Annotated in this window: 19 protein-coding genes; 11 read left to right on the forward strand and 8 right to left on the reverse strand. The window is 36.1% G+C overall.

Features of this window, described 5'->3' with window-relative positions; translation table 11 throughout:
* Positions 1-51: 51 nt before the first annotated feature.
* The 3 genes from adeR (at position 52) to ACPF64_RS13400 (ending at position 2,546) form a co-directional block, all read left to right on the forward strand.
* Positions 52-783, forward strand: a complete 732-nt coding sequence (gene adeR, locus ACPF64_RS13390) for an efflux system response regulator transcription factor AdeR (RefSeq protein ID WP_426453821.1) — start codon at positions 52-54, stop codon at positions 781-783.
* On the forward strand, positions 773-1,840 hold the full coding sequence (gene adeS, locus ACPF64_RS13395; RefSeq protein ID WP_426453823.1) for a two-component sensor histidine kinase AdeS: 1,068 nt from the start codon (positions 773-775) through the stop codon (positions 1,838-1,840). Before adeR ends, adeS begins: the two co-directional genes overlap by 11 nt.
* A gap of 118 nt (positions 1,841-1,958) precedes the next feature.
* Positions 1,959-2,546 (forward strand): uracil-DNA glycosylase family protein, encoded by a 588-nt coding sequence (locus ACPF64_RS13400; RefSeq protein ID WP_426453825.1) that lies wholly within the window; start codon positions 1,959-1,961, stop codon positions 2,544-2,546.
* Between the two features lie 17 nt (positions 2,547-2,563).
* Here the strand turns inward: ACPF64_RS13400 and ACPF64_RS13405 are convergent, their stop codons facing one another.
* Positions 2,564-4,129 (reverse strand): phospholipase D family protein, encoded by a 1,566-nt coding sequence (locus ACPF64_RS13405; protein WP_426453827.1) that lies wholly within the window; start codon positions 4,127-4,129, stop codon positions 2,564-2,566.
* A 223-nt stretch (positions 4,130-4,352) separates the two neighbouring features.
* Between ACPF64_RS13405 and ACPF64_RS13410 the strand changes: the two genes are divergently transcribed.
* From ACPF64_RS13410 to ACPF64_RS13420, 3 genes are all read left to right on the forward strand, one after another.
* Positions 4,353-4,787 (forward strand): GFA family protein, encoded by a 435-nt coding sequence (locus tag ACPF64_RS13410; protein ID WP_080632070.1) that lies wholly within the window; start codon positions 4,353-4,355, stop codon positions 4,785-4,787.
* A gap of 190 nt (positions 4,788-4,977) precedes the next feature.
* Positions 4,978-5,433, forward strand: a complete 456-nt coding sequence (locus tag ACPF64_RS13415; RefSeq protein WP_426453830.1) for a hypothetical protein — start codon at positions 4,978-4,980, stop codon at positions 5,431-5,433.
* 349 nt (positions 5,434-5,782) lie between these two features.
* Positions 5,783-6,091 (forward strand): hypothetical protein, encoded by a 309-nt coding sequence (locus ACPF64_RS13420; protein ID WP_426453832.1) that lies wholly within the window; start codon positions 5,783-5,785, stop codon positions 6,089-6,091.
* A 43-nt stretch (positions 6,092-6,134) separates the two neighbouring features.
* Here the strand turns inward: ACPF64_RS13420 and ACPF64_RS13425 are convergent, their stop codons facing one another.
* Complete coding sequence (locus ACPF64_RS13425; protein WP_426453834.1) at positions 6,135-7,292, reverse strand: catalase family protein; 1,158 nt, start codon at positions 7,290-7,292, stop codon at positions 6,135-6,137.
* 183 nt (positions 7,293-7,475) lie between these two features.
* On the opposite strand from ACPF64_RS13425, the gene ACPF64_RS13430 reads away from it, so the two are divergent.
* Positions 7,476-9,347: a non-contractile tail sheath protein gene (locus tag ACPF64_RS13430; protein WP_426453836.1), complete on the forward strand. Its 1,872-nt coding sequence runs from the start codon at positions 7,476-7,478 to the stop codon at positions 9,345-9,347.
* 229 nt (positions 9,348-9,576) lie between these two features.
* On the forward strand, positions 9,577-10,686 hold the full coding sequence (locus tag ACPF64_RS13435) for an S-(hydroxymethyl)glutathione dehydrogenase/class III alcohol dehydrogenase (RefSeq protein ID WP_003651772.1): 1,110 nt from the start codon (positions 9,577-9,579) through the stop codon (positions 10,684-10,686).
* Between the two features lie 56 nt (positions 10,687-10,742).
* Here ACPF64_RS13435 and ACPF64_RS13440 read toward each other — a convergent pair whose 3' ends face one another.
* From ACPF64_RS13440 to ACPF64_RS13465, 6 genes are all read right to left on the reverse strand, one after another.
* Positions 10,743-11,714, reverse strand: a complete 972-nt coding sequence (locus ACPF64_RS13440) for a DUF4882 family protein (RefSeq protein ID WP_426453838.1) — start codon at positions 11,712-11,714, stop codon at positions 10,743-10,745.
* Between the two features lie 113 nt (positions 11,715-11,827).
* Positions 11,828-12,838, reverse strand: coding sequence for a fimbrial protein (locus tag ACPF64_RS13445; protein ID WP_426453840.1), 1,011 nt, complete (start codon positions 12,836-12,838; stop codon positions 11,828-11,830).
* The gene (locus ACPF64_RS13450; protein ID WP_426453842.1) at positions 12,835-15,393 is read right to left on the reverse strand and encodes a fimbria/pilus outer membrane usher protein; all 2,559 of its coding nucleotides are present in this window, start codon (positions 15,391-15,393) and stop codon (positions 12,835-12,837) included. Before ACPF64_RS13450 ends, ACPF64_RS13445 begins: the two co-directional genes overlap by 4 nt.
* 58 nt (positions 15,394-15,451) lie before the next feature.
* Positions 15,452-16,186: a fimbrial biogenesis chaperone gene (locus tag ACPF64_RS13455; protein ID WP_045432364.1), complete on the reverse strand. Its 735-nt coding sequence runs from the start codon at positions 16,184-16,186 to the stop codon at positions 15,452-15,454.
* Between the two features lie 85 nt (positions 16,187-16,271).
* Positions 16,272-16,805, reverse strand: coding sequence for a fimbrial protein (locus ACPF64_RS13460; protein ID WP_000731817.1), 534 nt, complete (start codon positions 16,803-16,805; stop codon positions 16,272-16,274).
* A gap of 493 nt (positions 16,806-17,298) precedes the next feature.
* On the reverse strand, positions 17,299-17,589 hold the full coding sequence (locus ACPF64_RS13465; protein WP_045432360.1) for a hypothetical protein: 291 nt from the start codon (positions 17,587-17,589) through the stop codon (positions 17,299-17,301).
* 1,013 nt (positions 17,590-18,602) lie between these two features.
* On the opposite strand from ACPF64_RS13465, the gene ACPF64_RS13470 reads away from it, so the two are divergent.
* From ACPF64_RS13470 to ACPF64_RS13480, 3 genes are read left to right on the forward strand one after another with little or no spacing between them, the layout of a single operon-like run.
* Complete coding sequence (locus tag ACPF64_RS13470; protein ID WP_426453845.1) at positions 18,603-19,661, forward strand: ABC transporter substrate-binding protein; 1,059 nt, start codon at positions 18,603-18,605, stop codon at positions 19,659-19,661.
* A 12-nt stretch (positions 19,662-19,673) separates the two neighbouring features.
* The gene (locus ACPF64_RS13475) at positions 19,674-20,384 is read left to right on the forward strand and encodes a class II aldolase/adducin family protein (protein WP_426453847.1); all 711 of its coding nucleotides are present in this window, start codon (positions 19,674-19,676) and stop codon (positions 20,382-20,384) included.
* Between the two features lie 33 nt (positions 20,385-20,417).
* Positions 20,418-21,611 carry an LLM class flavin-dependent oxidoreductase gene (locus tag ACPF64_RS13480; protein WP_426453849.1) on the forward strand — a complete coding sequence of 398 codons (1,194 nt, stop codon included), beginning with the start codon at positions 20,418-20,420 and terminating at the stop codon, positions 21,609-21,611.
* Positions 21,612-21,621 lie beyond the last annotated feature (10 nt).

Consider the following 21,621-nt stretch of genomic DNA (forward strand, 5'->3'; position numbering starts at 1 on the left):
TATCAAAAAATACGCGTATGATAAATCAAATTTTTCTCGCGTTTTATTCATATGTTCGAGCCAAGCTTTACGTTCAACTGTCAGGATAAGCTTATTCTTGTCGTAGAAGATGAATATGATATTGGCGATATTATTGAACATTATCTTAAGCGCGAAAGCATGCGTGTTGTACGGGCCATGAATGGTAAGCAGGCGATTGAAATACATGCAACGCAGCCGATTGATCTGGTTATTCTGGATATAAAAATGCCCGAATTGAGTGGGTGGGAAGTCCTGAATAAAATTCGGCAAAAAGCAGCTACACCTGTAATTATGCTGACTGCTTTAGATCAAGAAATCGATAAAGTCATGGCTTTACGAATTGGTGCGGATGACTTCGTGGTAAAACCATTTAACCCAAATGAAGTAGTCGCACGTGTACAAGCAGTATTACGACGTACTCAACAAAATCAGCAAACGCCTAACCGGAACTTAATTTATAAAAATATTGAAGTGAATACAGAAATTCATACAGCCTATATTTATTCGGATGAAAAACAACAAGCACTTAATTTAACGCTGACTGAGTACAAAATTTTGTTGTTGATGTTGCCTCATCCTCATAAAGTTTTTACCCGCTCTGAACTGATGAATCAGTGCTTACCAGATCGAGATGCATTAGAACGCACGGTCGATAGCCACGTTAGTAAGCTACGAAAGAAAATAGAAGATCTGGGCTTACACAATATGCTCATTAATGTTCGTGGAGTAGGTTATAGGCTGGATAATCCTCATGAAAAATAAAACGGGCATTAGTAAACAACTTATTATCGCACTGAGCTTTACCAGTCTAAGTGTTACGCTGAGTTCGCTCATTTTAGGCTACGGCACCTATTATATTGCAATTGAAGTGGGTCTTATTTCTCTTGAAAAACTCAAAGAAAGTGATGAGTTTTTCCACTATTTAGATGGCATATGGTTATTTGCCGTGCTTCTGTTTGGCACAGCATTATCAATTATTTTAGGCATAAAGCTTGCTCAACGTTTTATTGTGCCTATTAATCTATTAGCAGATGCAGCAAAAAAAATTAGCCATGGGGATTTAACTGCACGAGTAGAAAAACCGACCCACCATTCTTCTGAAATTGCAGAGTTGATGGACAATTTTAATGATATGGCTCAAAAGCTCGAAACCTCAGTTGAAAACGCTCATGTCTGGAATGCTGCAATTGCACATGAGTTACGAACTCCAGTCACTATTTTGCAGGGCAGGTTACAGGGGATTATTGATGGTGTTTTTGAAGCAGATCCTATCTTATTTAAAAATTTACTTAATCAAGTTGAAGGTCTGTCAAATTTAGTTGAAGACTTACGTACATTAAGCCTTTTTGAAAACCAACAGCTTAGACTTAACCTCGAAACGACTCTTTTTAATGAAACTGCTCACAAAGTCGTGCACATGTTTCAAGAAAAATTAGAAAAAGCTCACCTTAAAGTCATTTTTGACATTCAAGCATCAGAAGTTAAGTGTGATCAAAGGCGTATAGAACAAGTTTTAATTGCTTTACTTGATAATGCTACCCGATATGCAAATCCGGGGAAGCTACTTGTTTCAACAAGACAAGACCAATCTAACTGGATTCTTGAAATAGAAGATGAAGGGCCAGGCATTTCAGCGGAGCATCGCAAAGATTTATTTAATCCTTTCTTTAGATTAGAACAATCAAGAAATAAAGAGTTAGGCGGTACTGGCTTAGGTCTTTCAGTTGTACAAGCGCTAGTCATTGCCCATAAAGGTCAGGTCGATTATCTCAATCAACATTCACATAGCATTTTTAAAATAAGCATTCCTCAAGAATGATCTCCTTAGTAGCATTCCCTTAACGCTTTAATTAAGAGAAATTGCATTTCTTGACTCGTGATTAACTCGAAAATAGGTTAATTTATTTATAGAATTTTTAAGTAAATACTGATTTTTTATGACAATTGAGATAGAAACACATCCACTTGAACCATTTTTACCCGAAAATGCCCGTTTACTCATGTTAGGTAGCTTTCCACCACCGCGTAATAAATGGAAGATGGATTTTTACTATCCAAATTTTCAAAATGACATGTGGCGTATTTTCGGTTTAATTTTTTTTCAAGATAAAACCCACTTTTTAAGTGAAAACCAGAAAAATTTTAATGAAGAACGTATTCGAAATTTCTTGATTGAAACAGGTATTGCAATCTTTGACACGGCTTACCAAATTAAGCGATTGAAGGGGAATGCCGCAGATAAATTTCTTGAAATAGTAACGCCAACAGATCTTGCTGTGTTACTTCAGCAGATTCCTCTATGTCAGACCATCATGACTACAGGTGATAAAGCGACTGATACTTTAATTTCTGTTTTACCAGAGCACACTGAAAAACCACTTATAGGAACCTCTACATCGACTTGCTTTGTAGGGCGAGATATTAATTTATACCGCTTACCATCTTCATCTAGAGCTTATCCATTGGCATTAGAGAAAAAAGCAGAGGCTTATCAAAAATTCTTTCAAGAGATTGATATCTTATAAATAAAATTGAAGTGCTGTTACATCATCCATTCAACTGGCAAATATGAAACAGCTTTAATCATTGTGCGTTGGAAAAGGCTCGTATCGGGGTCGTTTTCATATTCAATAACTTTTCCATTAGATTGATAATCTAACCAAATAATTTTTCCTTCACTATTTAACTTAAGCTGATAAGCAACTTGTGGTAAATGCTGATCAAGCATCACCGAAACTTGAGCCTGTAATTGACTCGACTCAATAACAAGACCCACTTCAGTATTTAAGTAAGTCGAACGCGGATCAAAATTAAATGATCCAATAAATACTTTACCGTCTACGTCAAAGAACTTGGCATGTAAACTTGATTTATTTTTGCCTTTTGCCGGAATCACACTTCCAGTCACAACCTCATACCATGTTCTACGTCTACGTTCTAAAAATGGCTTAAACTCAAATAGTTCTACACCGCTTTTGAGCATTTCGACTCGATATTGACTATAAAATGCATGCACAATCGCCACATCATTTGCAGCAAAAGAATTGGTTAAAACCCTGACTTTAACTCCTTGCACCTTTAGCTGTTTTAAATAATACGCGCCCTGTTGTGTGGGAACAAAATAAGCAGAAGCTAATTCTATATGCTGCTTTGGTTCACCCATAATCTTCATGACTTGCCCATAAAGCATCTCTTCTTTAGAGGCTACTCCTAAGATTTTTTTAGGTGAGTCCGCAACAAAATACGCTTTTGACCATTGAATGGGATAGTGCTCTAAGAGTTCTTTTAAATAGCTTTGAGCATCGTAAAGCTTATCTTCGGTTTGAGTATGATTTTCACTTTCATGAATTAAATCATGATAGTGCTGTCGTAACGATTGTAAGTGGTGGACAGCACAAGTTCCGATAAGCTCAGTAGCATCTTGGCTTAGCTCGCTTTGCCAGAAATCATTAAAGACAGTCTGGGCATGCTGTACCGTGTGTCCATAAAATAAAATATCTAAGTCAGTAAATTGAAACTTACTACTTGCATCAAAATATTCACTACTGATATTTCGACCACCTGTTACGGCAATCGCTCCATCTGCAATAATTAATTTATTATGCATGCGATGGTTTACTTTTTTGAAACGAAAAATATAGTCTAAAATTCTTAAATATCTAAATTTATATGGATTAAATAATCGAATTTCAAAATTAGGATGGTGGAGAAGGCTTCTTAGAACTCCATCAAGCTTTACTCCATTTTGATCATCGATGAGTAAGCGGATTTTTACGCCACGATCTGCCGCCGTTAGTAACTCATGCAGCATTAAGTTTCCAACAAAATCGTTTGTCCAAATATAATATTGTAAATCGATTTTTTCTTTTGCATTTCTAATGAGATACATACGAGAAGCTATGCTAATAAAGGCATCATCTAATGCCACAAAAGCAGTTAATCCTTGTTCTGTTTTTTCTGTAGCTTGCTCATCATTCAACCAATTAAAGCTATTCGTCACTGTATCATTCTCATTAGGATCGTATGTATCTGTATAAGAGGGTAAATCCGTAAAGCCCCAAGCACTTGAAGCTATAGTACTGTAATGCTGGTATAGCTGATTGATCATGTAAGCATTTAATCTGCATCCAAGTTAAACCTATCAGAGCATTCTTATATTCAATTTATATGTCAGAATTCATATTAAACCTTATAAATGCATTGTGCCAAGCCTCAACGCTAGCAATTCCTTATTTTTATAGGTATTTCTAAGAAAACATAGCCTTTTAAAAATATAAAGTTAAATTTAACCTTTTTAAACCTAATGCTATATTCAATATTATTTTTTAAGGATGCTCGAGATGAGTCATATGGGTTCTTGTCTATGTAATGAAGTCAAATTTTCAATTACCAACGAGATAGAGACTATCTATCACTGCCACTGTAGTCTCTGCCGAAAACAATCGGGAACGGGATCAAACGCGGCCACTTTGGTCGGCAAAGACAAATTTAAATGGTTATCAGGTTTAGAACTTATTCGTACTTATAAAAAGGAAACAGGTTTCACATCTTCATTTTGTAGTAAATGTGGATCGCCAGTACCCAACCTAGTTGGAAATACACATTTTATGTGGATACCATTAGGCTTATTAGATAAAGACATTGCTGTGCTAAAAAAACTTAATTTTTGCGTGTTTTCAAAGTCAAACTGGGCGAACACAATAGAGGCAGATGAATCTTATAACCAGCTTCCAACTTTAGATGAACTAAAAATATTTTTTGATTAGAATAATTTTCTCTAAAAAGAGACTTGCTTTGCGTTATCTTTAATTTTTAGGAATAGCTATGCTTTCAGATTTCACAAACACACATTAATTACAATTGGCAGTACAACAATTACATTAGAAAACATGATATCTATCATACTTCCTTAAAAGGCTGAGTGAGTAGCTAAACAATAAAAGGGAGAAAATAGAGATGCCACAATATTTAATCATCGCTGAGAATGTGTACAAAAAGATTGAGGACAAAAATTTATTTTCAGAAAGCTCAGCAGAGACCTTAAATCATTTGGTTGGTGTAATTCGTAAGGAAATTAAAGGAACCAAGTTTAAACTTAAATATAATTTTATAGATTTTGATGAGTGCTTAACCAAGCCGTTAGAAGAGTGTGCGATTAAGTTGGATATGAGCCTCATGCCCAACCATAAAAATAAAGATGAATATATTCTTTGGCTCGCAGGTTTTATTGAAAGAATTACAACAGGAGGAGAGGCTAAGCTACCCCCGATCTCACAATTTATCCCTCCAGATTTTAAGTTTAGCTATGATGAACTTCCTAAAGTGTCATCATCTACAGCTGATGATGGAGAGATGATTATTAATTATTTCAAGTCAGATGCCTTTACTAAAATTATAAAAGAAGAAAAATAAGTTTAAAAAAAATATAGAAGTGATTGTCCACTACACTTCTATATATCGCTGTAAATTCAGCAACCGCCTTCTGGGGCGGTTTTTTAATAGCGATTTTTAAAATGTTCAATATTTAAAATAATATAGAGCTTTTAAAATATAAATTTTTAGCTGACTGCTAAAATACCTACCAATTTAATCGGAATAAAATTTAAATTAGATCACTTTATTAAAACAATAAATAGTTATGATATTCATAATTTATCAATTAAAATTAAAAAACAGCAACAATCTTAATAAAATTAAAAATTTATTTTTACAACTACAATCTTATACTTATATTTTATAAATAATTAATAAGGAGATAAAAATGCCAAAATACTTATTATTAGCAGAGAAAATTAATAAAAATATTAAAAATAAACATTCAAAAAATTACTTTAAAAACCTAAATAATTTAATTATAGAAATTGAAAAAGCCATTTCAGGCACAGAATTAAAATTTTTATATAACTTTGTGAACTTCGAAGGTGCTGTTGTTAGCGTGCAAATTGAATTACTCATTCAAGTAGATATGAGCTTGATTCCAAAACATGAAAATGAAGATGACTTTATTTTATGGCTGGCAGATTTCATTGATCGAATCACCATAGACACCAGTAAAGAAGTCATTAAATAAGTAAGGTTCTCCTTTAAATGCTAAGCCGAGAGGGGCAACGTTCTTAAGGTTCTTGTCTAGACGCTGAATTCATATCATGTCGAATCCTGCTTATATTTTCATAAATGACTTTACGCATTCGATTTACTGCACCTAGTGGCTTATGTGCAGGTAAGGCATGCCACGGCGTAAAAGACAGATTTTCACAGAACTTATTTTGCTCGAGCGTATCAAAATTCTGCTTTGGAATATGAATAGTTGCTACTTGATAAAAAGGAGCCGCTTTCTCATCCCATTCTGTCATCGAGTCTTCTACTAACATTTGACTTGAAGTTCGAGGCTGAATAAGGAACTCCATACAGGCATCTGTTTGCTGTAAAGTATTTTTTAAAGCTTCTCTTAAAAAATCATGACTAGGATTTTTAGGTAGATTATTTGCTGTCACTGAGCAAGCACGTACTGAATATTTAACCGCTTGTCGATCATTACCCAGGCCTAACTGATAGGGAACCATAGACCAGTAACGCGCATAGAGTGGATTTGCAATTTGTGAATTACGTGCTCCGAGTGCATTCATTGTTCCTTTAAAACCTAAGGCAAATGGAATATGAAGTTTTCTAATCATATTATGGCTATTCACATCATTTATAAAAGAAAGGTATCGTTTAGCATCATTCGCAAAAAAGACAGGGTGATTAATCATAATAAAATCTTGGGTAGTTGCTTGCTTTTCACTTTCTAAAATTTTCTCTCCAGATACACCTAAAAGTTTTATCGCTATGCCACGTGCATCTTTGTCAATGTCAGCACTAGAGGCGTCATTAGAAGCATTGGAAAAGCGAATCCATGCTTGATAACTTTGGTCTGGCATAAAAACGCCTTTAGCAAACTGAGCAGGCATATTTTTTGAGACATGAAATTCAGCTCGAACACACCCATGTGCTTTAGGATGCGCATCACGTAAAGCATTTCCCGCCGTATATTGTTCACGAATTGACTTTTCAATGACTTGAGCTATGTTCTGGGCTACTGCTTCCTCATTAGGCTGTAACTTTTCCCCTAAAACGGTATCAACTTCGGGATAAGCGATACTTTCTGAAGATGTCTTTATTGGTATGGTTCTTTGGGAATGTAAAGTTTCACTACAACCTGTTAGTGCAAATACAAGAGGAGTAAATACAAACAATGCCTTAAAATATAGAGGCTGCATAAAATTTGACATTTACTATCTCCTCAGTGCAAAAATATTTTAGGATAATATTAAGAATTCTTGTTTAAGTTTATTTTGAGCTTTATAAAAAATATTAACTGTAAATAATTTAAACGTCATTGTTACTTATCTGAACAATAAAAAAGGAATTATTATTTAATATAAATCTTCTTAATACATTAAGAGAATGACGACATGATAACTAATCGACAAAATGTGCAAAATAATTCTAATTCATCACCTCATCCAATCACTCAAAATACACTTATTGATCGATTTAGCCCTATTTATTGGAGAATAGACGGCCCGCAAACCATGTCTTTTGCCATTACTAGTTATGGAAATGGTTTTGAAGCATCTTTTAGGTCGCGCATGGCAAATGATTTGGTAGGAATTACATGGGACTCTTATGACACTAAAGATCATAAATTTTTAGCTTATGAAACTAAATACAGCTATGCAGGGGTAATTTGGGATTTCGATATTGAATTGTCGGCTTCGATGCCTGTGCTTAACAATGCGAGTTTAACACCGACTTTAACGGTGTACTATAATGAGAATGGCATAGATAAAATTGCATATGTCGTCTTGTTTAACTATGCAAATAATCCTTCATCTCGTACGGCGCATATCCATATTAATTGGGATACGGTGAAAGCTGGTTTTTCTGCGACAGATAGCTTTCCCGTCACCAATATTCAGAGAATTTCTTTTTCTGGTTTTACCAGTCAATATAATGGCCAATCAGCTACACCTTTAAGTCAGCCCCAAGATGGTTATATTCGACTGACCAACTCAGTTGTCATAGGAACAAATGCGAAGTTAAATTTGAGCCGTGTTGTTGTACCTCAGCACAATTATGGTATCTGTACCAGCTATGACGACCATTACGATTTAAACCCGCAGCGCCTAGTCAACAATATGGTCACTTTGGGATATCAAGGTTTGGTTAACCATTATTGTGGAATGTCGCATTATCCTGAAATGAAATGGAAAAGCGATATTAATAAATGGCAAATACCTGATACGTTGGTGACGGGCGAAGCTGTTGTTAACTCATGTACCCGTAAATGGCATGAGAAATATGCTCAGGCTTTACATAGCGCCAATATGCAGCCCATCTTTGGGGTCAGCTTTGAAATGTATTCCTTGGGGGCCAATGAGTATTGGGCACAGCGTGACTGGAATAGCAATTTGGGTAAAACAGGCTACCAACCACCAAGTTATTTTTTTAGTTTAAGTGACCAAAATGCTTTGGCATATCTACATAAAGTCTTTATTGAGTTTGCAGATGCAATGGTTGTCGGGGGATGTGATGTAAACATGCAGATTGGTGAACCTTGGTGGTGGTATAACACTGACACGAATCTACCTTGTGTGTATGACTATCCAACAAAACTGGCTTTTAATGCAGATACAGGTTTATATGCACCAGATTTAGGTACAATTTATGAGGCCATGAATAAAATAGGAACTCCTTATGATGAGTTTAAAACATGGCTTAGAAATAAATTAGGACAAACCTGTCAAAACATTCGTACCGCTATCAAAGCAAAATATTCAACTGCCAAAGTTAGCCCACTCATTTTCTTTCCTTCTATTCAATCTCCAATTCAGACACTAGCAACTTATATTAACTATCCAAGCACGCACTATTCATATCCTAATTTTGATTACATGATGACAGAAGCTTATGATTGGCTATTAGAAGCTCGCTTAGACTTGGCACATCAGGCAGTTTCTCAAATACCTATACAAGGTTTGGGCTATCCTGCAAATAAGGTCATTTATTTATCAGGATTCGTTCCTGATGCATCTATTGCCTATATTTATGGCTTTGATAAAAACAAACCTTATCGAACACCGATCTGGCAACGAATTTTTGGTGACATGAAAAATAATGTTTCTCTTGGGTTGATGAAGCAATTTATCTGGGCATATCCACAAGTCATGTTTGATTCCATTACAATCGATACCACTCAAGCTCCAAATGGCTTCTTTGTTGAAAATACGCTTTATTCGCCAATTAGTGATAACACACCATATCCACCAGATATTTACCTATAAGTAAACATAAACCGTTTATAAGATAAGTGATTTGATAGACAACCTCTTCAAGTAAGAGGTTTTCTTCTTTTTGAAACATAGGCTTGCTTAGACGTACCTGACTGGCTATGCTGTGATGGATTGTCATGAAAGCCAATTTTAATTTAAGCAAAATTAAACTCTTGTATTAGCGTTACATAATCTATTTTGCTCGACTATAAATACCGAATGATTTAAAGGAAACCCAAAGATGAAATCTCGTGCAGCTGTCGCCTTTGCCCCAGGAAAACCTTTAGAAATTGTTGAAGTTGATGTTGCACCACCTCAAGCTGGTGAAGTTTTAATAAAAATTACCCATACAGGGGTATGTCATACCGATGCTTTCACTCTATCAGGCGATGACCCAGAAGGTGTTTTCCCTGCAATTTTAGGTCATGAAGGTGCAGGTGTAGTGGTTGAAGTCGGTGAGGGCGTAACGAGCGTTCAACCAGGTGATCATGTTATTCCACTTTATACCGCTGAATGTAAAGAATGCTTATTTTGTAAATCTGGGAAAACCAACTTGTGTGTTGCAGTACGTGCAACACAAGGTAAAGGTGTAATGCCGGATGGAACCACGCGTTTTTCTTATAATGGCGAACCGATTTACCACTACATGGGGTGTTCAACCTTTAGTGAATATACGGTAGTTGCTGAAGTATCTTTAGCTAAAATCAATCCTGAAGCGAATCACGAGCAAGTTTGTTTACTAGGTTGTGGCGTAACTACAGGTATTGGTGCCGTACATAACACTGCTAAAGTACAAGAAGGTGATTCTGTTGCTGTATTTGGCCTAGGCGGTATTGGTTTGGCTGTTGTACAAGGTGCACGTCAAGCGAAAGCAGGACAAATTATTGTGGTAGATACAAACCCAGATAAATTTGAACTTGCTAAGCAGTTTGGTGCTACAGATTTCTTAAACCCTAAAGATTACGATAAACCAATTCAACAAGTCATTGTAGAAATGACAGGCTGGGGCGTAGATCATTCATTTGAATGTATTGGTAACGTCAATGTTATGCGCTCGGCTCTAGAGTGTGCACATCGTGGTTGGGGACAATCAGTCATTATTGGTGTTGCTGGTGCAGGTCAAGAGATTTCAACTCGTCCATTCCAGCTAGTTACTGGCCGTAAATGGTTAGGTACTGCGTTTGGTGGGGTAAAAGGCCGTTCACAACTTCCAAAAATGGTTGAAGATGCCATGAAAGGTGAGATTCAACTTGAACCTTTTGTAACGCATACCATGCCTTTACAAGACATTAATACCGCTTTTGATTTAATGCACGAAGGTAAATCAATTCGCACAGTCATTCATTTCTAAATAAAAGAAAAAAGGGCTGTGATTCAGCCCTTTTTTACACTTCATAGTTTTATATCTTAAATAGCATTACCGCACATGTCTGTTGTGCCCTGCGGGTAGTTAAACTGTAGCGCATTACGGTCAGTAATGAGTTCATTAGACAACTCTTGTCCAAATAACTGATTAGAATATATTCCTATACTACTTGAGGCAGAAAAGCTTATATTCTCAAGTGGGGCAGGCAAAGTAGATTGATAGCCTTGATCAACACCATTTAAAATAAAGCCAACCTGTTTAGTGTTCTGATTAATATATATACCTAATCTTTGGTATCCATTTGAACTATTTGTCATGTTTTGACCCTTATAGTATGGATTGTCAGGGCCGCTGTTATCACTAAGTCGGTAGGCTACATAATAGTGTAATCTAGCAGGATTTTCACCAAAATCTGGATCATAACTCCCCATATTAAACCAATAGTTGGATCTAACTGTATAACCATTATTTGTTACACCACTAAATCCAATGCCAGAGGAATAATAACTAGAATTTCCAAGTGATGAGTTTCCAAGAGCTGATACTGGAATCTTATGCTCCATTTCAAATGCAATAATACCTGTGTTAGGTATTGTTAAATCTCCAATCTCATTAGTCGAATTAACACCAGCTTTATTTGTAGCTACATAATCTAAATCGCCATACTCACTTTCTAATCTAGGCTCCACTTTAAAACCAAATTTTTGACCATTTATCAATGGAAATATTTTCGTAGGAAAATCAGGGTGTTCACTATTCCATAGATCGAAATCTTCTTGAGTCGCATCAAAATTATATTTGCAGACTGGGGCAGAAGAATTAAGGGATGTAGTTTGAGCTAAAAGTGTTTGAGGTATTAATTTTTCATTCTTAGTAGTTGATGAAATGCTTTTAGATGCTAATTTTTGACTAGATTCATTCTCAGATAGAGTAGTCGTATTATCAGAAGATACTTCATACATTGCCCAACATAATGTAATAGCGCTAACGGCAACTATGCCTATTTTTTTCATAAAATATTCCTATCGCGTTAAGTATTAAATTTTGAGAAAATATTGATAAAGTAAAACTTATTATTAATTTTTAAATATTTGAAATTATTAGGTTTATAAACTATTGAATATGATTAATCATATTCAATAGTTACAGTAGCCATTGCACGTACTTTACCAGCAGTCACATTTGTTGCTGTTTGGTAGTAGCGAGCAGTCATCGGTATGTTATATTGAAGTGTCTGATTAGAAGACAATGTACCTAGGGCTAATTTGTCACCTTTTTTGATGACTTGATTTTTATTTTGATAATTCCACAGTAATTGTACGCCCACACCATTTGCTTTTTCAGATGCGGCAGCAGTATTTGCCAATACCTGATTATTTGTGCCGTCTTGTGTAAAGTCGTAAGTTAAACTAATGAGGTTTTTCTCTTCGTAGCCAGTAGGGTTGATACCGCCATTACAGAGAATGTTCATATCAAAGGTTTGTTCACCTTGAGTAGAACCAACACCTTTGAAGCCAGCCTTTGTAACGGTTGGAAGCTGTACAACTTTGTTAATATTACCTTGGATTTCACATGAAGATGACGCAATGGTAATCGCATTAGCATTAACAGTACTTGTTAAAAAGGGTTGATTTGGAAAACCACGGATATAATAACTACTATATCTGCCTGGTACTAATGTTCCAGAACCGGTTTGTGGAGCAATTTTAATAATTTCCACCACAAAATAGCCATCTGCTAAGTAACGATTACCTGAAATGCCAGTACGTTGATATGGGTAATAACCAGAAAAATTGGCATTATTCTCTGCTTCACGATAGAGGCGAATACCAATGCCGGGAATATTCGTGGTATAGATGCTATTGCCTAAAGAACTTAATGGATAAGCTTGAGTTAATTCCGCAACTGCTACATCTCGGCTATCACAATTATTGGCTTGTGTCGTAGTCCGAGTAATAGGAAAAGTCGCTTTTCTTAAAATAGCACCGACTTGATCACTAGGACGCACAACGACACGGCCCACCGCCATTAGCACATCATTTGCTTTATAGTTAACCATGGTACATGCAGCATTAGCCTCGCCATAAATGCCAAGGCCAGCAGTAAATAGAGCACCTGTTAATAATATTCTTTTCATTTGCAGACAGCCTCAGTCATTACCATGCTTTGTTGCTTATTTTGCAACTGATTACTGATGTTGTACTCAACTGAACAACGCTCATTGCTTTCATCGCCCCATTTCACATAGAGACGATCTTGAGCAAGTGGAGTACGTAAGTAAATCATACTACCTTGTGCAACAATACCGACAGCTTCATCTTTCTGATTAAAGACTTGAGCTGCAAACGGTAAACTGTTGCCATCAGCAGTTTTACTATTAATGTAAACTGCATAACCTGTCTTAGTCGCAAAATCTACTTTAGCAATTGCGCCAGCAAAAGGTGCAATACGTTGACTTGTTTCTTCAAGTTCTACTTCGCTCGACATTTCTTGTGGGTCAAGGGTAATGTCATTAAGACGGTAAGGAGTTACATAAGGAACTACTGCATAACCAGCCTTATTCACGCTTAAACCAACGGCATTATTAACTTTTGCTCCGGCAGCTTCTGGCGCATGCACAAGTACCATCGTTTGGCCTTGCTCAGGTCCAAATAAAATACCTTCTGAATGCGCAACCACACTACCAGTTAAGCTAACCATCGCTTGTTGGTAAGAATCAGCCACACTATAAGAACCACCAACAGTTGTATAGTTAGTACGATAACGACCATTTACGTTAAATGATGGATTCGCATAGTCCTGATGCGACATTGAAGCGCCGTAACTAAAGCGATCTCCAACCATTCCACTTGCACCAACAGTACGGCTGTCTTCAGAAGCAGTAACGTTAACGTTAATCGAATTCTTTTTGAAATCAATCGGGAACGATAATGTCATTAAATATTCAGTATCGTGTGTTTGATTCGTTGAACCATATTCAACTTTACGGTTAATTGCAGATAAACCATAAGTTAAGCCATGGAAGTTATTACTGTAACCAACCTGATATTGTTTAGTACTTTCGCTACGGTTCCAATAGTCAACCCACGAACCTACTACATAGAAGTTACCCCAACCTTCAGGTAACCCTTGGTTTAAGGTAATTTGGAATTCACTACGTTGACGACCAGCAGAGTAAGTATTAATACCTTTTTCTTCAAAATCACGGATCTGTAGAGCATCACGTAATTTATAGAAGTTTTCTGTTGAGTAACGATAAGCTGCTAGTGTTAAGTTTGTGTTGGTCGGAGTAATTAACTTACTATAACTTAAACGGAAACTTTGCCCCGATTGTGAGGACTGGTTTTCAAACTCAGCTTCAGAATGTGTAACGTCAAGTGCAATCGCACCAATTGGTGTAGCAAAAGCAGCACCCAACAATACAGCGGCATAATTTTCCGTTGCTTGTATACCGGTATAGCCTGTTAGGTAGTTATTAATACCTTGTTGGTATTTACCTTGAACAACCCAAGGATCGAGATTAATGTCTGGATCGCGGAACTGACCCACAGTTAAAGAATAACGGTTCATGCCAGGGCGTAACATCTGCACAACAGATGCATAAGGCACGGCAAATTTCTGTATTTCACCGTTAGCTTCAATAACAGTAACTTCAATTTCACCACCAAAACCAGTAGGGTAAAGGTCATTAATTTCAAAGTTACCTGGAGCTACCGTTGTTTGATAGATAAGTTGACCTTGTTGACGAACTTCAATTTTTGCATTGGTTTTGGCATTACCACGAATACGCGGAGCATAGCCCAACATACTATTTGGCAACATTCGATCATCACTTGAGAAATCGATACCACGATAACCATATGAGTCAAATACTTCGCCGTTTGTAAAGCTATCCCCAAGTGTTAAAACACCACGATATTTCGGAAATGCTCGCTGTAAATATGTACTTGTTTCTTCGTAACTTGATTTAGATTGATTTTCGGCAGGAGTGTCTTGCCATTGCCATTGACCATTATGACGTAATTGCCAACCACCTAAATTTAGTCCAGCAGTCACACCCATAAACGCGTTTGTCGTTTCGCTTTGATCATTAGACTGAGTAAATGTTTTGTAAGCACTACCGTTATAAGATAGAAAAGCAGCATTAATTCCACGATCCCATAAACTTGGGTCGACATAGCCTTGCGCATTTTTTTGCAAAGCAACTTGTGGAATCGAGATATCTACACGTAAACGAGAGTTATCAAACTCATAAAATGCATTTTCAACCCATTCTTCAATTTTATAACAACTACTATTTTCTTTTTGAAGAGGAGCATGCTGCGCTAAAATCTCTTGTTTTACACCATATTCAGCAAGAGTATTTCCCGTAAAGCAGGTTACAGCATTTTTATTTGATTCTAATGCTTTAAAAAACATACGACGTTTGCCAAACCATTGGCCATTTACATAAACGTCAACATTATATTCACCTGGTAAAACAGGATTACCATATTTAAAACGAGAAATATCAACTTTTTGAGCATCACCAATTAAAAAAGCAGAATCAAATTCAGCTTCTACAGGAGCACTCGCGACTGTTTCTTCAGCGTGCACGAATACAGGCATTGTCATCGTGACAACACCAGAAGCCAAGTAGTAACAAATATGGCGTTTTAATAATTTATAAGATTCTTGCCTTTTTTTTGGCATAGCTAAGTCCGCCTACTCACATAATAGGTGCTTAAATTTATTAAAAAGATAAATCTGATTACTGAAGTTTTATTTGGTGTTCGACTCGACCACCATAGTCATTGACATTCATAAAACTCATATCTTGAAGATTGCCATTCTTAAGCTGAACAGATTCTTCAGAAAAAGGTTTAATCATTAAACCTTGAGGTAATAAATCAACTTTTTTATCACCTGCCTTTTGGTAAACAGAGGTCATTGTGATATGAAAAGGAGTTGGATTTTTTACCGTTAAATTTTGACCAGATTTAACCCATTGAAGCTTATCAGCAGCTAAATTCGCATCATCTTTAATTGAAGCTGGACGATAGAAGAATTTAATGCGTGAACGAATTGCCAATTGCAGAAAATTATCAGGCGTCGTATTTTCAGTTTTTGAAGTTGGTCTTGGAGGAATATCCAAAACATTTAACCACAAAACCGTTTCTTGCTTCTGATTTAACTGAGAAGCAGTTGGTAAAGCAGTAATACGAAGAGTCTGACTTTTTGTAGCTTCAACACGAGAAATAGGGGGAGCAATCATAAAAGGAACTTTTGATTGATCCGGAGTGCTTTTTGAGTCGCCTTCATCAAGCCAAGCTTGAACAAGAGCTGGTTTTGAACCGTTATTGCTAACTTGTAGCGTAACTTCTCTAGCATCCGACGGATAAATTACACGAGTGCCATGGATTACAATTTCTGCTTGAGTAGCAGGTGCTACAACTGTTGAAGCAAATGCTAAACCTAACAAAAAATTATAACTGTTCAATTTCATTTCAGAATTCTCAACCAAGAAAGATTCGGGAAAGCGCCACAAAAAGAGGGTTTCTATGCGGACATAGAAACCCCACTATCAATAATTATTGATAGATAATTGTGTATTGAACAGAAGTATTTACTTTACCAGCTGTAGAAGCACCAGTTGCATAGTATTCAGCATAGTAGTTAAGGTCAGCGCTACCAGCTGCAGCTACGTCAACCCATTGAGAGTTAGCTTGAGCACCGTTTGCACCAGCAGCAAGAACTGGGATGAAGTTGTTGTTGCTACCTAAAAGTTGAACGTTAACGTTTTTAGCACCAGTAGCGTCTTTGTTAAGTAAACGACCAGTATTAAAGTCAACGTTAGCACCTGGTTCGAAGTAAGTAGCTACTTTACCTTCAGAACAGTTAGCTAATTTAATTTGGAAAGGAGTACGACCAGCAACATCCCCAGCAACAGCTAAAGTTTGCTTAGAAACAGTTGGAAGAGTAACTGTGAAGTCTTTACCAGCTGGAGTAACGATGTCACAAGTTTTGTCTGTAACTAAACCATTAATTGTAATTGTACCATCAGCAGCTTGAGCATTCGCAATCCCTACAACCGAAAGAGCAGCGATCAAAGCAAGTTTTTTCATAGTGTTTTCTCAAAAGTCTGGATAAAAGTTTATTTCCTTACTTTTCCAGTGTTTGACATCTTGAAAAGTAATGCGGCGATATTAACACTTCTTAAACAAAATGCAAACTAGATCACATTATTTTTTCATAATAAAAATTAAATCACACTGGAAATAAATGCTTCAAGACAGCCTTTTACAGGCTATATAGCTGTTTATAAATAATTTTTGTTTTTTCTAAAAAAGAAGAGATACAGAGATAAGCAAGTTACATAAGAACACTATGTAAATAGAAAAGAATTAAACAATTTATGTGAAAAAGAAGCTTAAATTCTTACAATACAATTATATAGAATAAATTATGCACATGTATATAGAGAAAACATACAAATAGTCATTTTTTTATAAAAAAGAGTGACTCATCCTTTAAATCATCAAAATGTGCGATCAGTTCGACAAATCACTCTTTAATCATGCTTATTGTAGGAATAGCCTCAAATACTATGCCTATAAGTTAATGATAGTTGATAACCACGACTTTGTGATTAGAACCTATGCTTTCAATGCTAGTGTCCATTTTCTCAGTATGTTGAGCTAAGTTAGAAAGACTACTTTTGTTTAAATATTCACTATCAAGTTTAATATTTAAATTATTTACCTCAACACATTCTATCTCGCTATGTTCTGTTGAACATGTATCTTCAACAATATTTCCTCTTATCATTATTGTGTTATTTGCATAACAAAATAATGGGGAAGTGGAAAGCACCATCAGAATAAGAAGTTTAAATATATTATTTTTCATTTTATATGCCTATTTATAAAATAGTTTATATCTATTTGATACAATATTTTTAATTTAAAAACAATCATTAAGTTTAAATGAAGAAAAAATATTAATTTTGACGTGACGAAAATCACATTAACTGTTTTAAATAATGTAATAGTTAGAATTTTAAAAACATATTAAGAAACATAATAATTGCAACACTTTAAAAATTGTTTATTTTAATTCAAGTTATTGATATTTATAATATAAATTAAAACAAAGCAGTAGAATAAAATTAAAAGAATTAATAATATATAATTAAACATTTAATAAATATGTAATTTATTTTTGTGATTTCAGTATTTATATTGCAAGATGATTACAGAGAAAAAAGATACTAATTTTATTTAAAATGTGATTTATTTAACCTTTTATTTATAAATTAAAAAATAAATTCACTTTATTTATTAGATACAATTATCACACCACCAATAAGTTGAAATTCATCACACATTTTAAATATATTGAGGCACAAAAGATAATTTTAGTTTTTAAAAGTTTTTGCAACAATTTAAGCGTGTACGATCGTTTTAAGATCAAATTATATAAAGTAGAAATATGAATTATAGAAAACATAGTAATATTTAAACTTGATGAAAATTATCTTTTAATTGAGTTTTATAAATATTATTTGATTGCTGAAAAATTTATTCTAGAAAAAATATCTTAAGAAAGTAACTAAGAGCATTATCTACAAGATCTAATACAGAAGATACCATCTGTAGACTCAGCTCTACTCCAGCAATAAATACTCAACTTTTAAACAGAACGAGTTCTAGGGTGGCTGATTGCATTATTCTGCATTTTGTAAGTTGTATCTGTCGGAGGTAAGTGTTGATAAAACAACACTGACATTGAGAAATGATGAAATATAAACATTTCCAACCCCAATGTTTTTACACAAGTTATTGAAAATAAAAAACAAATTAAATTGGCATAAAAGCTGCTCAATGTGACTGATGAAAGTGGAATTATCCTAAGGAATCCGTATGTCACTTGTAGTAGATAAAAAAGAAAATTCTAAAGAATTTGTAAAAAACATCCTGTCTGAAATTTGGGTTACTCGATGTCCTGTACCCACAGCAACAGGTATTTCTTTAAAGCGCGGCACTTTGGTTAAAAAATTTGAAAAGCACGGCATTGATGTTGCCGTCTTGCAAGATGCGCGTAAAGGTTTATCGGTTCATCATTTTGATCACCAATTGCCAGCTCTGTTCCGAGAAGGTGGAAATGTACCTGCATTAGCTGCACGTTCTGAAGGCGCGCCAAGCCGACTCATTGGATTGACTTGGATTGATGAGTGGCAAGTCATTATTGTGCGACCTGATTCAGATATTAGTCAGCCAGAGCATTTAAAAAATGCGAAAGTTGCTTTACCAGAATACGCTGACAAACGTGCTGGTAGTATTTTTAGAGCCATGTCATTGCAAGGTATTCGTGGCGCGTTACAAATTGCCAACCTCACTTTCCGAGATGTCAATTTTATTGAAGTACCTGAGCGTGCAGGGCCTAAAGAGAATCGTGATGCGAGTACGTATTGGTCAGGCCTTGATGCATTAATCACAGGTGAAGTTGACGCCGTTTATGTAAAAGGAGCTTCTGCTGTTGAAGCTGCAACTAAACGCGGCCTTAAAGTTGGGATTGATTTAGATAAATTTGAAGATGTGACTTCTCGTGTAAATAACGGAACGCCTCGTCCAATCACAGTCCATGAAGATTTATTAGAAGATCACTTTGATGTTGTCGTTGATTTTCTTGAAGAGTTATTTGATACGGCGGATTGGGCACAAGATCATTTAGATGAAGTGTTGGTGATTCTTGAAGATGAAACGATTGCAGGGGCAGAGAGTGTAGCGACAGCCTATCGAAATAATTTTCATAAGTCTTTACATCCATCATTAAATGAAGAGCGTTTAGAACTTTTAAAACAACAAAAAGATTTTCTTTGGTTGCATGGTTTCTTAGAGCGCGATGTCGATATTGAAACATGGGTTGATCATCGTCCTTTGCTCGAAGTTTTAAAGCGCCGTCAAAATAAAAAATTTTAAGAGGATTTGATCATGACAACACTTATTCAAACGCCATTGTCTCGTGAACTCAATGACTTTATCGAATTGAACCGAGAAAAAGCTGAATTTGCTTTTGAAGTATTCCGTGAAACAGGAACAATCACAGCAAATGGAACGGTTAATTTTGTAGAACGTGGGCCTGAAAATACCTTAATTACTTTTAACTATGCAGGGCCGTGGTCTAAAGATAAAAAAAGCAAAGTGCTTGTGGAGACAATTGATGGTGAAGTTTTATTGGGGAGAAAAAATGCGGGTGGGCGCTATAACAAGCTTTTTCGCGAGCATGCAGATGTCACCACAATATCTCATGTACACGCGCCGAATTTAGGTGCTTGGGCTCAAACCCATCGTACTTTACCGATTCGTTATGTGCCTGTGCAGCGTTTTCATTTATTTAAAGAGTTGCCGATTTACATTGATCGCCGTCAGGCAGAAGTCGATTTCATTTTAGATCAACTCAAAATTGATATTGAGTATCGGGCCATCTTAGAAGCCAACGGTGGTGCAACCGTATGGGGTCGTCAAGGTCTACAGGAAACAGCTGAATTTATCTTGTTGCTAGAAGAAGGGGCTCAAATTCAGCTTCTCGCAGAGTTAGTAGGCGGTAGCCGAGAATACGGGCAAGGGGTTTTACATCAGCAATGGAAAATGAGCGGTTTGACTGAAAAAGCAAAATCTCTTGGATTGCTCCCCCTCAATTAGATAAAGATTTAAAAAATAAAGATCGAGAATATTATGGCTGTAAAACTTTTATGGTATCTCACGTCTCCAGATGGGCCATATCCTTGGTTGGAATCTGGGCGGTGGGATACCGATTATGAACACTTACAACAGATTGCGATTACCGCAGATCGACTTGGTTTTTACGGTTCACTCATGGGTACAAGTGAGTATGAAACACTTGCTGTTGCTGCAAGTTTAATTCCATTTACTGAACGTTTAAAATTTCTGGTTGCACAGCATCCTGGAGAAGTGCAGCCAGCAGTTTTGGCAAAATATGCGCAAACTTTTGATGCATTTTCTAAAGGGCGTTTGTTATTTAATGTCGTTAATGGAAATGATAAAGGTTTGGCAGCTTTAGGTATTCACTATACTCATGATGAGCGTTATGACTTTAGCAAAGAATATTGGAGTGCATTTCAGCAAAACTATGTAGGTGATACATCTGGGTTTGAAGGGGAGTTTATTCAAATTGCCCCACGCCTAGAAGGTGGATCTCCAATGTCAAAATGGCGTGGCCCCACTCAAAAACAAGGTGTTCCTTTGTGGGGAGCAGGAACTTCAGCGAAAGGCGTTCAGCACTCTGTTGAATTACTAGATGTGTATTTAAGTTTTGCGAATACACCGCCGTTGCTTGGCGAGAAGTTTGGCAAAGTTGCAGCTGAGGCAGCAAAAATTGGCAGAACTTTAGAATTTGGCACTCGATTGCAAATTATTGTTCGGGAAACAGAAGAAGAGGCTTGGCAATATGCTCAGTCGTTACTTGACAAGATTGATGTAAATTATGCAATTGAAGCTGTTAAACGACAGCTTCCTCCAAATGAAACTTTTGAGAGTTATCAAAGTAACAATCCATCTATTCAAAAAAATTTAGAACAATTACGTCGAGGTGTGTTACCTCAAGCTAAAGATTTTGAAATTTATCCTAATGTTTGGACTGGGCCATCTTTATTTGGTTTCGATATTTTAAACCCAGCTGCGGGTACTGCCTTGGTCGGTAGTGCTGAAAATATTGCCAAACGAATTAAGGAATACGAAAGCTATGGCGTATCAGCCTTTATCTTGTCTGGTTTCCCTTTAATTGGGGAAGCCTATCGGGTAGCAGATTTATTGTTCCCATTATTGGAACTCGATCATGGCTTTGAGTTACCTAAGCTCAATAAAAATTCATCCATTGATTCCCTTTTGAATCAAGAAGTCGTGGTTTAAGGGAGAAGGC

It is taken from the genome of Acinetobacter sp. KB005 (genome assembly GCF_049949095.1).
Lineage (GTDB): Bacteria > Pseudomonadota > Gammaproteobacteria > Pseudomonadales > Moraxellaceae > Acinetobacter > Acinetobacter calcoaceticus.